The sequence below is a fragment of the Polynucleobacter sp. IMCC 29146 genome (genome assembly GCF_021395195.1).
Classification (GTDB): Bacteria; Pseudomonadota; Gammaproteobacteria; order Burkholderiales; family Burkholderiaceae; genus Polynucleobacter.
In genome coordinates, this window is record NZ_JAJVCR010000004.1 from 253239 (window position 1) to 267790 (window position 14552).

Sequence of the window (14552 nt, forward strand, 5' to 3'; positions counted from 1 at the left end):
ATAGCTGAGATGCCCCCCAAGTTCCCTAAACCGCCTAAATTAGCCAAGCCAGAGCCTGAGAGCGCCTTGTTGCTGGAAAAAGGCAAAAGTATGGCATTTGTCGATGCCAGCCATGAGCTAGATCCCGCCAAGTTTGTGACTTTCCCCAATTCTCCCTATCAGTTGTATCAACCTTTTCCTCCTGCCGGCGATCAGCCTCAAGCAATTGAGGCGCTCGTGAGTGGTATCGAGGATGGCTTGTCATTTCAAACCTTATTGGGCGTTACTGGTTCGGGTAAAACTTTTACGATGGCCAATGTCATTGCCAGAATGGGGCGCCCAGCCATTGTGTTTGCACCCAATAAAACCTTAGCGGCGCAACTGTATAGTGAATTCCGCGAATTTTTCCCCCGCAACGCGGTGGAATACTTTGTTAGTTATTACGATTACTACCAGCCTGAAGCCTATGTTCCCCAGCGTGATTTATTTATTGAAAAAGATTCTTCAATAAATGAACATATTGAGCAGATGCGTTTGTCGGCAACCAAGAGTTTATTAGAGCGACGTGATGTCATCATTGTGGCAACAGTCTCGGCAATTTATGGCATTGGTAACCCAGGCGATTATCACAGTATGGTCATGACTTTGCGGCCTGGCGACAAAATGAGTCAACGCGATATCGTCACCCGCTTAATTGCGATGCAGTATGAGCGTAATGAGGTGGATTTTCAGCGGGGCGTATTTCGGGTCCGTGGCGACACGATTGATATCTTCCCGGCCGAACATAATGAACTAGCCGTGCGCATTGAGCTCTTTGATGATGTGGTTGAAAGCTTGCAGTTTTTTGACCCTTTAACCGGGCGTATAAAGCAAAAAATTCCGCGCTTTACGGTTTATCCAAGTTCTCATTATGTGACGCCGCGAGCGACTATTTTGAAAGCCATTGAGACAATTAAAGTCGAGCTACGTGAGCGTCTTGAAGAATTTGTGCAGGCAGGTAAGTTGGTTGAGACCCAAAGACTTGAGCAGCGCACGCGTTTTGACTTAGAAATGCTAAGCGAGTTGGGATTTTGCAAAGGTATTGAAAACTATTCGCGCCATCTATCTGGCGCTGCCCCGGGCGAAGCCCCACCTACCTTGGTAGATTATTTGCCGCCTGATGCACTCATGTTTTTAGATGAGAGCCATGTACTTATTGGCCAATTTAATGGTATGTATAACGGTGATCGCTCACGCAAACAAACTTTAGTGGAGTTTGGCTTTCGTTTGCCTTCAGCGCTAGATAACCGACCGTTGAAATTTCCTGAGTTTGAAACCAAGATGCGGCAAGCCATTTTTGTTTCGGCAACCCCAGCTGATTACGAAAAAGGCAAAACTGGACAAGTGGTTGAGCAGGTTGCTAGACCAACAGGATTGGTTGATCCCGAGATAGAAGTTTTACCAGCTAGCACACAAGTAGATGATTTATTAATGCAAATTTCGGCGCGCGTTAAAGTCGGCGAGCGAGTTTTAGTTACGGTATTAACGAAGCGCATGGCTGAGCAGTTAACCGATTATTTGGGGGATAACGGGGTCAAGGTGCGGTATGTGCATTCGGATATTGATACGGTAGAGCGGGTAGAAATTATTCGTGATTTGCGCTTAGGCGCTTTTGATGTGTTGGTGGGGATTAATTTATTACGCGAAGGCTTAGACATTCCTGAGGTGTCATTGGTAGCCATTTTGGATGCCGATAAAGAAGGTTTTTTGCGTTCTGAGCGTAGCTTGATACAAACAATTGGCCGAGCAGCCCGCAATATTCGGGGAAAGGCCATTTTGTACGCCGACAAAATGACCGATTCGATGCGTCGAGCTATTGGCGAAACCAATCGTCGCCGTGAAAAGCAGGTGGCCTTTAATGCCCTTCATGGGATTGAACCCAAGGGCGTGAGCAAGCGCATTAAAGATATTATTGATGGGGTTTATGACGTGAGTGAAAAGCGTAGTGAATATTTGGTCGCGGAAGAGCGAGCCCGCTATGAAAGCTTGAGTGAAAAGCAATTATCCTTAGAAATCAAGAGCTTAGAGAAGCAAATGAATGCAGAAGCCAAAAATCTAGAGTTTGAAAAGGCCGCTGCCACCCGCGATCGCTTAACTAAAGTGAAAGAAATGGCCTTTGGCGCCTTTTCTCATGATAGGCTTTAACTCTCTAGCCCTGTCTTAGTAAGAACGCCCTAGTAAAATAACCCTTTCAGTGAGAAGGCAAAGCTTGAGCAAATTAGTCGGGTATCTGCTAAACTTGAGTGGATTAGTCGGATATTATCCGTCCGGCTATGAGCTGTCCATAGCAACCCACAACATAGGTGATTTATGAGACTTACAACTAAAGGTCGTTTTGCAGTAACCGCGATGATTGATTTGGCTTTGCGTGAAGCGCACGGCCCTGTGACTTTGGCTGGCATCAGTCAACGACAGAAAATTTCGCTTTCTTATTTAGAGCAACTATTTGGTAAGTTGCGTCGCTTCAACATTGTTGAAAGTACGCGTGGACCCGGTGGCGGCTATACCTTGGCGCTGAAGGCCGAACAAATTAGTGTCGCCGATATTATTGTTGCAGTTGATGAGCCTCTAGATGCAACGCAATGCGGTGGCAAGGGCAATTGCCATAATGAAGAGGACCATCTGGGCCGTTGCATGACGCACGATCTATGGACTAACCTGAATGCCAAAATGGTTGAGTACCTGAATTCGGTTAGCTTGCGTGATCTGATGCAGCAACAAGAAGGTCGCGGAGTTGTCTTGCACGATTTGCGTGATAAGAAAATCAAGCTTAACGTGACTAAGCCCACCAAGCTAGCTCCTGCGCAAGCACTTAAAACCGAGGTTGCCCCCAAGCGACATATTGTGAATTCCGTTTTTAATTTAGCAGGACAAAATTAATAAACCCATAACTCACATTCAATTTATCTAACGCATACTATTTTTAGAACATATAAACGCCATGAATGCCCCAGAAAGTCGAGTTTTACAACCCGTTTCTTTGTTTAGTCCAAAGCACTTCCCAGTCTATATGGATTACTCAGCAACTACGCCGATTGATCCCCGTGTGGTTGACAAGATGCTGCCCTATTTGCGGGAGCAATTTGGGAATGCCGCGTCGCGTAGCCATGCATTTGGATGGGCTGCTGAAGAGGCGGTTGAAGAGGCGCGTGCTGAGGTAGCTAAGTTGGTTCATGCCGATCCGCGTGAAATTGTCTGGACTAGTGGCGCAACCGAAAGTATTAACTTAGCCCTAAAAGGTGCAGCCCATTTCTATCAAGAAAAAGGCAAGCACATCATTACGGTGAAAACGGAGCATAAGGCCACTTTAGATACCTGCCGTGAGCTTGAGCGCGAAGGCTTTGATGTTACCTATTTAGATGTTCTGCCCAGCGGGTTAATTGATTTTGCCCAATTAGAAGCAGCCATGCGTCCTGATACGATTTTGGTTTCGGTGATGTTTGTTAATAATGAAATTGGGGTGGTGCAAGACATTCCCCGCATTGGCGACTTAACGCGTTCACGCGGCATTATTTTGCATGTCGATGCGGCACAGGCAACTGGTAAGGTTGAAATTGATCTAGAGAAATTAAAGGTTGATTTAATGAGTTTCTCAGCCCATAAAACCTATGGACCTAAAGGAATGGGAGCCTTATTTGTGCGGCGTAAGCCCCGCGTGCGAATCGAGGCACAAATTCATGGCGGTGGACACGAGCGTGGCATGCGCTCTGGCACTTTACCCGTGCATCAAATTGTAGGCATGGGCGAGGCCTTTCGAATTGCGCGTATTGAAATGGTGGCAGAAAATAAACGTATTCGGGCTTTACGCGATCGTTTATTAGCAGGGCTGAAAGATATTGAGGAAGTGTATGTGAATGGCGATATGGATCAACGAGTTGCCCATAATTTAAATATTAGTTTTAATTATGTTGAAGGGGAATCGATGTTGATGGCCTTAAAAGATATTGCCATTTCTTCGGGTTCAGCTTGTACTTCAGCTTCGCTTGAGCCTTCCTATGTCTTACGTGCTCTTGGTCGTAATGATGAATTAGCCCATAGCTCAATACGTTTTACGATTGGTCGTTTTACCACTGCAGAAGAAGTTGATTTCACGATTCAATTAGTGAAAGAAAAAATTGCCCGTTTACGCGAACTTTCGCCCTTATGGGAAATGTTTAAAGACGGTATTGATATCAGCACCATTCAATGGGCTGCTCACTAATAAAGGAAATATCATGGCATATAGCGATAAAGTAATTGATCATTATGAAAATCCACGCAATGTGGGCTCGTTTACCAAGGGCGATGATCAAGTGGGCACAGGGATGGTTGGCGCGCCAGCATGCGGCGATGTGATGAAGCTACAAATTCGTGTAAATAAGCAGGGCATCATCGAAGATGCGAAGTTTAAGACTTATGGCTGTGGCTCGGCTATCGCCTCTTCATCTTTGGTAACCGAATGGGTTAAGGGAAAGACTTTAGACCAAGCGCTTGAAATTAAAAATTCCTTGATTGCTGAAGAATTGGCTTTACCTCCCGTTAAAATTCATTGCTCGATCTTAGCTGAAGATGCGATTAAAGCGGCTGTTAAAGATTACAAAGATAAACATCCCGCATAAGCAAGGTAAAAGTAAATGGCAATCACTCTCACTGAAAAAGCAGCAGCTCACGTCGCTCATAATATTGAAAAGCGCGGTAAAGGCTGCGGCTTGCGTTTAGGTGTGCGTACTACGGGTTGTTCGGGTTTGGCTTATGAGTTGGAGTACGTAGACGAAGCAGCGCCAGAAGATCAGATGTTTGAATCGAATGGCGTGAAGGTATTTGTAGATCCGAAGAGTTTGGCTTATATCGATGGTACCCAGCTTGATTTTGTGCGTGAGGGTTTGAACGAGGGGTTTAAGTTCCAAAATCCAAACGTAAAAGACGAGTGTGGTTGTGGCGAATCTTTCCGCGTCTGAAGATTACTTCCAGTTTTTTGGGCTAAATCCGCAATTCCAAGTGAATGTGGCTGAGCTTGATCGCGCCTATTTAGCTGTGCAAAAAGAGGTTCACCCTGATCGGCATGCCCGCGGTACCGAAAGTGAGCAACGGCTTGCCATGCAGTTAGCCACCTTAGCCAATACGGCATATCAAACTTTAAAAAATCCAATTCAGCGGGGACTTTACTTATGCGAATTACATGGAGTAAATGCTCAGCTTGAAACCAATACCGCAATGCCAGCAGCTTTTTTATTACAACAAATTGCTTGGCGAGAAAATTTAGAAGAGCACGAAGACAATTTAGCTGCATTAGCTATTTTGAGTCAAGAAGTGCGTTTATCGTATCAAGACACGATGGCTGAGCTTACTGAGGCAATTGATCGGGCAGGTAATTTTGTACGCGCAGCTGAGCTATTGCGTGGATTATTATTTATTGATAAATTTGCCACCGAGCTCGATGATGCAACTGCTGATTTAGCATAAGCGAGCATATTTTTAATTCAGTCTATTGACAATCAATTATGGCACTTTTACAAATCGCTGAACCTGGGATGTCGCTTGCACCGCATCAGCGGCGCATTGCCATTGGCATCGATTTGGGTACTACTAATTCCTTAGTGGCTTTGGTGCGAAATGCTTTGCCACAAATTTTAGTCGATACACAAGGGCGTGAATTATTGCCATCAGTCGTGCGTTATTTGCCGAATGGGCAAACTCAAGCGGGTTTCGAGGCCCTAGAGCACTTGATTACAGATCCTAAAAATACCATCGTGTCGGTTAAGCGCTATATGGGGCGAGGTTTGACTGATATAGCTCATTTAGAAAATGCTCCTTACGACTTTGTCGATCAACCTGGCATGCTCAAGTTGAGAACCATTGCAGGTGATAAAAGCCCGATTGAAGTATCGGCAGAAATTTTGGCAAGGTTACGGCAATTAGCAGAAGATTCTGTTGCTGAGCCCATTGTGGGTGCTGTCATTACGGTACCCGCCTATTTTGACGAGGCACAACGCCAAGCTACCAAGGATGCCGCTAAATTGGCTGGGCTTGAGGTGTTGCGCTTACTGAATGAGCCTACTGCAGCAGCGATTGCTTATGGTTTAGATAATGGTGCGGAAGGTGTTTATGCGGTCTACGATTTAGGCGGCGGTACTTTTGACATCTCGATTTTGCGCATGAGTAAAGGGGTCTTTGAGGTGCTTTCGACTGGTGGTGATACCGCCTTGGGTGGAGATGATTTTGATCAGCGCTTATTTTGTTGGGTTATTGAACAGGCTAAATTACCACCATTATCTTTGCATGATCAACGGGCACTCTTATTGGCTTGTAAAGCAGCAAAAGAGCATTTGAGTCATGCGGCTCTAACCAGAGTACATCTGAGATTAAGTGATGGCGCGGTGGTAAATGTGGGTGTGAGCCAAGCCCAATTTTTTGAAATGACCCAAAATTTAGTGAGTAAAACCTTAGTTGCTGTACGCAAAGCATTGCGTGACGCTGGCTTAAAAGCAGATGAAGTTAAAGGCGTGGTCATGGTAGGTGGAGCCACTAGGATGCCCAATGTGCAACGCGCCGTGGGCGAGCTATTTGGTACCGCGCCATTAAATAATTTAAATCCAGATCAAGTCGTAGCGCTAGGTGCTGCGATGCAAGCGGATTTATTAGCAGGCAATCAAACGAAAAATAACGAATGGTTATTGTTGGATGTCATTCCCTTATCTTTAGGGATTGAAACCATGGGGGGCTTAGTAGAGAAAATTATTCCCCGTAATACGCCAATACCCGTTGCGCGCGCCCAAGACTTTACAACTTTTAAAGATGGTCAAACTGCCCTATCTTTACATATCGTCCAGGGTGAGCGTGATTTGGTGCAAGATTGCCGCTCCTTAGGTCGCTTTGAATTGCGTGGCATTCCGCCGATGGTCGCGGGGGCAGCACGTATTCGGGTAACCTTTCAGGTTGATGCCGACGGTCTTTTAGCTGTGAGGGCGGTTGAGCAGGGCTCAGGCGCTCATGCGGCGATTGATATCAAACCCTCATATGGCCTAACAGACAGTGAAATTACGCGGATGCTACAAGATGGCTTTTCTTCAGCCAAAATTGACGTTCAAGCCCGCGCTTTACGTGAAGAGCAGGTTAGTGCGCAACGCCTGTTTGAGGCAATTGAAGCTGCGCTGATAAGCGATGGCGATTTATTATCTTCGACTGAGCGAGCTGCTCTGGAAGTGGAATTGCAACTCTTAAAAATAACAGCAAGCCAAGAGCTGAATAGCGATATTTTGCGTAAAGCCATTGATCGAGCAGCAAAGGCTAGTGATGGCTTCGCAGAAAAGCGAATGAATGCGAGCATTCAAAAAGCCCTTAAAGGCAAAAATGTTACTGAAATTTAAAAGGTCGCGATGACGCAAATTGTGGTTTTACCGCATAGTGAATATTGCCCAGCTGGTACAGTGATCGAAACTGTTCCTGGTACGAGTATTTGTGAAGCGCTATTGGAAAACGGCGTAGAAATTGAGCATGCTTGTGACATGGTTTGTGCTTGTACTACATGCCATGTGATCGTACGTGAAGGTCTTGATAGCTTGAATCCACCTGATGATAATGAAGACGATATGTTAGATCGGGCGTGGGGTTTAAGTAGTCAGTCCCGTTTATCGTGTCAGGCCATTGTGGGGCAAAAAGATTTAGTGATTGAGATACCTAAATACTCTATTAATCACGCTAAAGAAAACCACTAATTTTTATAGCTTTTTGGGCTTTTGCCAGTCGATTCACGAATGACTAAGTTAACTGGCGTTTTAATTTCTTTTGGTAGGCCATGAACGCCATTAATTTGTTCAACTAAATGCTTTGCTGCTTCTCGCCACATTGAATTTGCATTTACATGCATAGTGGTTAGGCTGGGCATGAGGTGACGCGAAAGCTCGAGATCATCAAAGCCCATGATAGATAATTTTTTAGGGACAGCGATCCCTTGTTTACTTGCCTCTAGTAAGGCGCCGAGGGCTAAAACGTCGTTACCACAAATAATGGCAGTCAATTTTGGCTCAATCCGTAGCAATTGCTTTAATGCATCGCGTGCTGCTTCAATGGTGTACGGGCATTCAATAATTAAGCTAGGCAATAAATCAATTTTATTTTTCTTTAAAAGACTGACGCTCCCTTTTACGCGATCGCGGGCGCGATCATTATTTGCGGTAATTCCCGCTATCATGCCAAATTTGATATGTCCTAAGTCCAATAAATGCTGGATACCGAGTTGAATCGCTTGCTGATTATCAAAGCCCGAACAAAATCCTGAAATTGGCGCCTTTAAAGCGCCAATATGAATATAGGGCACCCCCCGATTTTGTAATAGCCGCAGTGTTTCGAGTTGCTGACTAATGCCAAAAAAAGCCATGCCTTCAACACCACGTAGCAATAAATTATTAATTTGATTGGCTTCAATATAAGGGTCGTAGTTGCTGCTCGCCACTAGTAACTGGTAGTGCGACTCTAGCAGTTGTTCTTGGAAGGCAGCTAGACCTTGGGCAAAAATTGCATTATCTAAAGTTGGAACGATCATGCCAATCGTGCCTGAGCGGCGCAACATTAAAGAGCGGGCGCTTGCATTGGGTATATAGCCTAGTTTTTTAATTGTTTTTTCTATATGTTCTTTCAGCGCTGGACGTACAGCTTCGGGCTGATTTAAGGCACGCGAAATAGTTGCGGTAGAGACCCCCGCAGCTTTAGCCACATGGTTTATGGTGATCGACTTAGCCAGTTTTTTCATGCCAGACGTACGCTATTAGAAAGTACAAGTGAAGACGAGTATTAGGGAAAATACTAAGTAATTTATTAAGGAATAGAGCTAATTTATAGCATTTTTATGCTTAAAATGAAAGCGCTTACATTTATTTTCTATTTTTCTGTTTTTGGGGGTTGGCAAAATTTATAAAAAGTTGCTTAGGCCTATTTTATTTATAGCAGGTGTCTTAGTGGCTTGGTTCGCTTTGACTGAATGGTCTGGCTTGATCGCGCCGTTTCGTTTTCCATCGCCCACTGAAACTTGGAACTCTTTAAATATTATTACCTTTAAGGGGTATGGCGATGGCTTGCTTTATCAGCATATATTGCAGAGTGTCCTCTTGGTAACCTTAGGTTTTTTAGTGTCATCATCTTTAGGTGTTTTGTTGGGGATTTTGATGGGAGCTAATAAGCGCATTGAAGCTTTCGTCAATCCGATTTTTTTAACTCTACGACCCGTCCCGCCATTGGCTTGGATTCCTTTGGCAATTGTTTGGTTAGGCTTAGGCGATGCGGCCAAAATAATGGTGATTTTTATTGCCGCTTTTATTCCTGCAGTGATTAATACCTATACTGGGGTTCGCTCAATTGAGGTGCCGCAGCGTGAAGCAGCCGCAATGTTAGGCATCAAGCAATTAACCTATTACCGCGAAGTGATATTACCAGGGGCGCTCCCCATGATTTTTACAGGACTGCGCTTATCGTTGCAAGCCTCCTGGACAACCTTAGTAGCTGCTGAATTAATTGGCGCCACTTTTGGTCTGGGTTCGATTTTGCACCAAGCTGCGCAAGATATTTATCCAGGCATGATCTTAGTAGGCATGTTTACTGTGGCACTATGCGGCTGGTTAATGACCCTGATCTTAGCTAAAGCAGAGCGGTGGGCGATGCCTTGGAAGCCCGTATGAAAATGACTCAGTACCTAGGGCGAGGCGAGTGGTGGTTTTATACCATTGTCGGCCTGCTCTGTTTTTTTGGTTTTTGGTATGGAGTAGTGGCAGCCAATGTAACTCCTCGGCAATTTTTGCCTGCCCCTCATGAGGTTTTACTGACTTTTATTAAGCTACTTCATGAGCCCTTTTCTGGCTACACACTTTTAACCCATATTGTTTCTAGTTTTAAACGGTTTTTGTATGGTTTTTTATTAGCGGTGGCGATTGGCATTCCACTGGGTTTATTAATGGCGCTGTCTAAATGGGCTGATCGCATCATTACGCCATTTTTTGAAAGCATCCGCTTCGTTGCACCAATTGCCTGGATCCCATTTGCTGCTTTATGGTTTGGAACTGGTATAGGTGGACCGATCCTAATTATTTTTATGGGCGCATTCCCACCGGTCTTAATTAATACATATCGCGGCGCCCTCTATGTTGAGCCAAAATATATTGAAGCAGCCCGAATGTTGGGCTCGGGCAAAATTAGACTGATGACGCAGGTCCTTTTTCCTGCAGCCATTCCAGCGATTGTGGCTGGTTTACGTATTTCGACGGGAACGGGCTGGCAGGCAATGGTAGGCGCTGAGTTAATTGTCGCCTCTAGTGGCGTAGGCTACATGATGGTCAATGGCCAATCGAATATTCGTACCGATATTGTGATGAGTGGCATGATTGCGATTGGTTTAGTAGGTCTGGTGATTGATATTTTGTTACGTCAGGCTGAAAAATTTTCGACCCGTTACCAAGAGATTTGAGTTATGGCAAATATTGTTTTTGAAGACACCCAACGCAGTTTCAAGCAAAGCGGTAAAGAAGTATTAGCCGTTGGTGGAATTAATTTAACCGTAGCCGATAAAGAGTTTGTTGCCATAGTGGGACCGTCTGGTTGCGGTAAGACCACCTGTTTGCGCATGGTAGCGGGACTGGATATGCCTACTAAAGGCAAAGTCTTGGTAGGAGGCAAGGAAGTAAAAGGCCCTGGACCAGATCGCGCTGTGGTGTTTCAGCAATTTGCATTATTTCCTTGGAAAACAGTAGCAGAAAATATTCAATTTGGCCTTAGAGCAAATGGCGTCGATTCAGCCGAAAGAGCCATCAGAACTGCTGATGCAATTAAATTAATGGGCCTAGATGGCTATGAGCTCGCTTATCCACATCAATTATCTGGTGGCATGCAACAGCGAGTCGCCATTGCCCGAGCCTATGTTTTAAATCCTGAGGTATTGTTGATGGATGAGCCTTTCGGGGCGTTAGATGCACAGACCCGGGTAGTGATGCAAGAAGAATTAATTCGGCTGGCCCGTAAAAATCCCAAAACGGTTTTATTTATTACTCATGCGGTTGAGGAAGCAGTATATTTGGCTGACCGGGTCGTTGTTATGTCAAGGCATCCAGGATTAATTCGAGAGATTATCGACATTAAATCGATACGTGATGCTGAAAATTGGGATAGTCATTCACGGATTGAAGATGTGATGGATTTACCCTCTTTTGTGAAATTACGTAGTTCGATTTGGAGGTTGTTGCGGGAACATAATTTAGGCAGTGATCATTAATTTAAAAAGTAAACGGAGGAAGACAAAATGAAGTTGAAGAAAATTGCATTAGGCTTTACAGTGAGCATTATTGGTAGCACCTTGCTGACGGTGAGTACCTTATCGCAAGCGCAGACACCAAAACTAACTGAAATTAAAGTGAGTTATCAGCCTGCGGTTTATTGGGCCTTACCTTTTTATATTGCCAGCGAAAAAAATTGGTGGGCAGAAATGGGCCTTAAGCCCGAATTTAGTACCTTTCCAGCGGGTGTTCCGCAAATTGCTGCTTCGGCATCGAAATCGTGGGATGTTGGCGCTACAGGATCCGTTCCAGCTGTCCTTGGCTTTGTTCGCTTCGGCATTAAAACCATTGGTATCTCGAATGATGAGTCTGCGGGTAATGCGTTAGTAGCAACCGCTAAAGGGGCTGAGGCTTTTGCAAAAAATCCCCAGCAAGCACTTAAGGGTCAAGCAATTGTCTTAACTGGTAACTCCACCGGTGACTATGCGGTGCAATCTTGCTTAAAGAAATACGGCTTAAGTAAAACTGATGTCACTATTAAGAATATGGGTCAGGCGGAAATTATTTCTGCCATGTCTTCTGGAAATGCTGAATTTGGCGGCTTATGGGCACCAAATATTTATACCCTAGAAGAAAAGGCTGGCGGTAAAGTTCTTTGTAGCGGTAAAGAGGGGGGTGTAGTGGTTCCCGGGGCTTTAATTGCACGCGGCGATTACGCTAAAGAAAATCCCCAAATGGTTGCAAAATTTTTAGCAGTATATTTGCACACTTGGAAATGGATGAATGCTAATAAACCTCAAGCCATTGCTTTGATGAAGAAATTTTATGAGCAGGGCGGTGTAACAATTTCGGAAGCCTCGATGCGTAAAGAATTTGATACACGTCCGACTTTTGATCTGGCTGGTGAGCTTAAGGTGATGGATCGTGCTAAAGGGCCTTCATTAATGGATGATTGGTTCACAGCAATTGGCGCTTTCATGCTTGCCACTGGTGCAATTCAAGCAGTTCCGCCTGCTAGTGAATACATAACCGATGAGTATATGAAGATGGTTAATGCAGATAAAAAATTACGTGAGTTTGCCAATAACGCGAAATAATTTATCTTTTATCTTCACCAGATCAATATGGTGAAACGCTGAATTTGCTAATTTTGAAGCTAGGGTGTTGTTTGCCCTAGTTTTGAGATTAGTCTTATATTGATTTTTAAGGGTTTAGAAATGGCAATCCAGTTTTTAAAAAAAGCGAGCAAAACTCCAGAGACCGAAACATCCACAGCTCAAGAAGTGGCTCATGCCATGCTGACGCGCATTGAGCGGGAGGGCGAAGCGGCGGTAAGAGAGTATGCAGAGAAGTTAGATCATTGGACTGGTGAGATTGTAATGAGTGAAGCGGCCATTGCGGCCATTATTCAGACTGTGCCTGCTGAGGTTAAGCGCGACATCGACTTTGCGGTGAAGCAGGTGCATGATTTTGCCGTGGCCCAAAGAAAAAGTATTCAAGATTTTTCAACCCAATTACATCCAGGTGTTACTGCCGGCCAAAAGGTAATGCCAGTAAATGTAGTTGGTTGCTATGCGCCTGCTGGACGTTACGCTCATATTGCCTCAGCTTATATGACTGTAGCGACTGCAAAGGCGGCGGGAGTTAAAAATATTATTGCGTGTTCGAGTCCATTTCGTGGCGGCGGAATTCATCCCTATGTCTTGTATGCATTTAAAGCCGCTGGTGCTGATGTCATCATGACTTTGGGCGGTGTGCAGGCCATTGCCTCATTAGCCTTTGGACTTTTTACTGGAAAGCCGGCAGATGTAGTGGTGGGACCTGGCAATAAATTTGTGGCGGAAGCCAAACGCGCTTTGTTTGGCAAAGTCGGAATTGACGTGTTTGCAGGGCCATCGGAGATCGCCATCATTGCCGACGAAACTGCGGATCCAAACATTGTTGCGAGTGATCTGGTTGGTCAAGCAGAACATGGACATGAGTCACCCGCTTGGCTTTTTACCACTTCAGCGGTCTTAGCCAAGCAGGTCATGGAGTTGGTGCCACAAATGATTAATACCTTGCCTCCCATTGCTAAAGATGCGGCATCTTGCGCATGGCGCGATTACGGTGAAGTCATTTTGTGTGACTCTAAAGATGAGATGGTTTCCATCTCTGATCGCTATGCGAGTGAACACCTTGAGGTGCACGCACAAGAGCTTGATTGGTGGCTAGAGCATTTAACTTGCTATGGATCGCTTTTTCTTGGTGAAGAAACGACGGTTGCTTTCGGCGATAAAACGAGCGGCCCCAATCATGTTTTACCGACGAAAGGAGCGGCACGATATTCGGGTGGCTTGTCGGTACATAAGTTTATGAAAACCTTGACTTGGCAAACAATGACACGTGCCGCAAGTAAAGAGATGGCCTTAGTAACTGCACGTATTAGTCGCTTAGAAGGCATGGAAGCCCATGCCAGAACAGCCGATGACCGCTTGGCGAAATATTTTCCGGGCGAACAACATGATTTAGGGGTGCCTGTCGAATTATGAATCCCCTCGATCTCTTTTCTTTAAAAAATCGTACTGCGCTGATTACTGGTGGTAGCAGTGGAATTGGTGAGGCAATGGCGCAAGCATTTGGCCTAGCGGGCGCAGAAGTGATCTTGGTAGCACGGCGCGAGTCTTTATTAGTTGAGGCGGTCGCTAAATTAACTCAAGCGGGTATTAAGGCATCATATTATGTGGCCGATTTAGAAACCATTGCTGCTGCTGAAAAATTAGGTCGTACAGTTTTGGCTCAACATCCAACAGTTGATATTGTGGTGAATGCAGCTGGCATTAATTTACGGGAATCTTTTGAGCAGGTTTCAGCATCTACCTGGGAAAGACAAATTCATCTCCAGCTATCGGCACCATTTTTTCTCACTCAAGCTTTTGCTCCAAGTATGAAAGCGCAACATTGGGGCCGTATTATTAATATTGCTTCCTTGCAAAGCTATCGGGCATTTCCAAATAGCGCTCCCTATGGCGCTGCTAAGGGTGGTATTTTGCAATTAACGCGTGCCATTGCGCAAGAATGGTCTAAGCATGGCATTACTTGCAATGCCATAGGCCCAGGATTCTTTCCGACAGCCTTAACCGCACCTGTATTTGCTAATCCTGAATTAGTCCAATTACACGCTAGCCGCACTGCAGTCGGTAGAAATGGCAAATTAGAAGATTTATATGGCCTAGCCATTTTTCTTGCTAGCGATGCTTCTGCCTATTTAACTGGTCAAACCATCATGCTCGATGGTGGCTATACCTCAAGTTAGGATTT

Annotated in this window: 15 protein-coding genes; 14 read left to right on the top strand and 1 reads right to left on the bottom strand. The window is 45.0% G+C overall.

The annotated features are described in order from the left end of the window. Positions 1-90 precede the first annotated feature (90 nt). From uvrB to fdx, 8 genes are all read left to right on the top strand, one after another. Complete coding sequence (uvrB, locus tag LZT22_RS06955; RefSeq protein WP_233924384.1) at positions 91-2163, top strand: excinuclease ABC subunit UvrB; 2073 nt, start codon at positions 91-93, stop codon at positions 2161-2163. Positions 2164-2328: 165 nt separating this feature from the next. Further along, the gene (gene iscR / locus LZT22_RS06960; protein ID WP_233924337.1) at positions 2329-2898 is read left to right on the top strand and encodes a Fe-S cluster assembly transcriptional regulator IscR; all 570 of its coding nucleotides are present in this window, start codon (positions 2329-2331) and stop codon (positions 2896-2898) included. A gap of 61 nt (positions 2899-2959) precedes the next feature. Continuing rightward, complete coding sequence (locus tag LZT22_RS06965; protein WP_233924338.1) at positions 2960-4219, top strand: IscS subfamily cysteine desulfurase; 1260 nt, start codon at positions 2960-2962, stop codon at positions 4217-4219. A 13-nt stretch (positions 4220-4232) separates the two neighbouring features. After that, the gene (iscU, locus tag LZT22_RS06970) at positions 4233-4616 is read left to right on the top strand and encodes a Fe-S cluster assembly scaffold IscU (protein WP_233924339.1); all 384 of its coding nucleotides are present in this window, start codon (positions 4233-4235) and stop codon (positions 4614-4616) included. Positions 4617-4631: 15 nt separating this feature from the next. After that, positions 4632-4955 (top strand): iron-sulfur cluster assembly protein IscA, encoded by a 324-nt coding sequence (iscA, locus tag LZT22_RS06975; RefSeq protein WP_233924340.1) that lies wholly within the window; start codon positions 4632-4634, stop codon positions 4953-4955. Next, the gene (gene hscB / locus LZT22_RS06980; RefSeq protein ID WP_233924341.1) at positions 4933-5460 is read left to right on the top strand and encodes a Fe-S protein assembly co-chaperone HscB; all 528 of its coding nucleotides are present in this window, start codon (positions 4933-4935) and stop codon (positions 5458-5460) included. The genes iscA and hscB overlap by 23 nt, the downstream gene beginning before the upstream one ends. A 38-nt stretch (positions 5461-5498) precedes the next feature. After that, positions 5499-7364: a Fe-S protein assembly chaperone HscA gene (gene hscA / locus LZT22_RS06985; RefSeq protein ID WP_233924342.1), complete on the top strand. Its 1866-nt coding sequence runs from the start codon at positions 5499-5501 to the stop codon at positions 7362-7364. A gap of 9 nt (positions 7365-7373) precedes the next feature. Next, positions 7374-7712, top strand: a complete 339-nt coding sequence (gene fdx, locus LZT22_RS06990; RefSeq protein WP_233924343.1) for an ISC system 2Fe-2S type ferredoxin — start codon at positions 7374-7376, stop codon at positions 7710-7712. Here fdx and LZT22_RS06995 read toward each other — a convergent pair. Further along, on the bottom strand, positions 7709-8746 hold the full coding sequence (locus LZT22_RS06995) for a LacI family DNA-binding transcriptional regulator (protein WP_233924344.1): 1038 nt from the start codon (positions 8744-8746) through the stop codon (positions 7709-7711). The genes fdx and LZT22_RS06995 overlap by 4 nt on opposite strands. A 205-nt stretch (positions 8747-8951) precedes the next feature. On the opposite strand from LZT22_RS06995, the gene LZT22_RS07000 reads away from it, so the two are divergent. From LZT22_RS07000 to LZT22_RS07025, 6 genes are all read left to right on the top strand, one after another. Beyond that, complete coding sequence (locus LZT22_RS07000) at positions 8952-9668, top strand: ABC transporter permease (RefSeq protein WP_233924345.1); 717 nt, start codon at positions 8952-8954, stop codon at positions 9666-9668. Beyond that, entirely contained in the window at positions 9665-10450 is a 786-nt protein-coding gene (locus LZT22_RS07005) for an ABC transporter permease (protein WP_233924346.1), read from the top strand. Before LZT22_RS07000 ends, LZT22_RS07005 begins: the two co-directional genes overlap by 4 nt. Positions 10451-10453: 3 nt before the next feature. After that, entirely contained in the window at positions 10454-11251 is a 798-nt protein-coding gene (locus LZT22_RS07010) for an ABC transporter ATP-binding protein (RefSeq protein WP_233924347.1), read from the top strand. A 27-nt stretch (positions 11252-11278) separates the two neighbouring features. Continuing rightward, positions 11279-12349 (top strand): ABC transporter substrate-binding protein, encoded by a 1071-nt coding sequence (locus LZT22_RS07015; RefSeq protein ID WP_233924348.1) that lies wholly within the window; start codon positions 11279-11281, stop codon positions 12347-12349. 120 nt (positions 12350-12469) lie between these two features. Next, entirely contained in the window at positions 12470-13783 is a 1314-nt protein-coding gene (gene hisD / locus LZT22_RS07020; protein WP_233924349.1) for a histidinol dehydrogenase, read from the top strand. Continuing rightward, complete coding sequence (locus LZT22_RS07025) at positions 13780-14547, top strand: SDR family NAD(P)-dependent oxidoreductase (protein ID WP_233924350.1); 768 nt, start codon at positions 13780-13782, stop codon at positions 14545-14547. The genes hisD and LZT22_RS07025 overlap by 4 nt, the downstream gene beginning before the upstream one ends. The last annotated feature ends 5 nt before the right edge of the window (positions 14548-14552 follow it).

What these genes read in the sequence shown, in the direction of transcription:
- uvrB (WP_233924384.1), top strand. Translation starts at nt 91, where the DNA reads ATGGCATTTGTCGATGCCAGCCATGAGCTAGATCCCGCCAAGTTTGTG.
- iscR (WP_233924337.1), top strand. Translation starts at nt 2,329, where the DNA reads ATGAGACTTACAACTAAAGGTCGTTTTGCAGTAACCGCGATGATTGAT.
- LZT22_RS06965 (WP_233924338.1), top strand. Translation starts at nt 2,960, where the DNA reads ATGAATGCCCCAGAAAGTCGAGTTTTACAACCCGTTTCTTTGTTTAGT.
- iscU (WP_233924339.1), top strand. Translation starts at nt 4,233, where the DNA reads ATGGCATATAGCGATAAAGTAATTGATCATTATGAAAATCCACGCAAT.
- iscA (WP_233924340.1), top strand. Translation starts at nt 4,632, where the DNA reads ATGGCAATCACTCTCACTGAAAAAGCAGCAGCTCACGTCGCTCATAAT.
- hscA (WP_233924342.1), top strand. Translation starts at nt 5,499, where the DNA reads ATGGCACTTTTACAAATCGCTGAACCTGGGATGTCGCTTGCACCGCAT.
- fdx (WP_233924343.1), top strand. Translation starts at nt 7,374, where the DNA reads ATGACGCAAATTGTGGTTTTACCGCATAGTGAATATTGCCCAGCTGGT.
- LZT22_RS06995 (WP_233924344.1), bottom strand. Translation starts at nt 8,746, where the DNA reads ATGAAAAAACTGGCTAAGTCGATCACCATAAACCATGTGGCTAAAGCT.
- LZT22_RS07005 (WP_233924346.1), top strand. Translation starts at nt 9,665, where the DNA reads ATGAAAATGACTCAGTACCTAGGGCGAGGCGAGTGGTGGTTTTATACC.
- LZT22_RS07010 (WP_233924347.1), top strand. Translation starts at nt 10,454, where the DNA reads ATGGCAAATATTGTTTTTGAAGACACCCAACGCAGTTTCAAGCAAAGC.
- LZT22_RS07015 (WP_233924348.1), top strand. Translation starts at nt 11,279, where the DNA reads ATGAAGTTGAAGAAAATTGCATTAGGCTTTACAGTGAGCATTATTGGT.
- hisD (WP_233924349.1), top strand. Translation starts at nt 12,470, where the DNA reads ATGGCAATCCAGTTTTTAAAAAAAGCGAGCAAAACTCCAGAGACCGAA.
- LZT22_RS07025 (WP_233924350.1), top strand. Translation starts at nt 13,780, where the DNA reads ATGAATCCCCTCGATCTCTTTTCTTTAAAAAATCGTACTGCGCTGATT.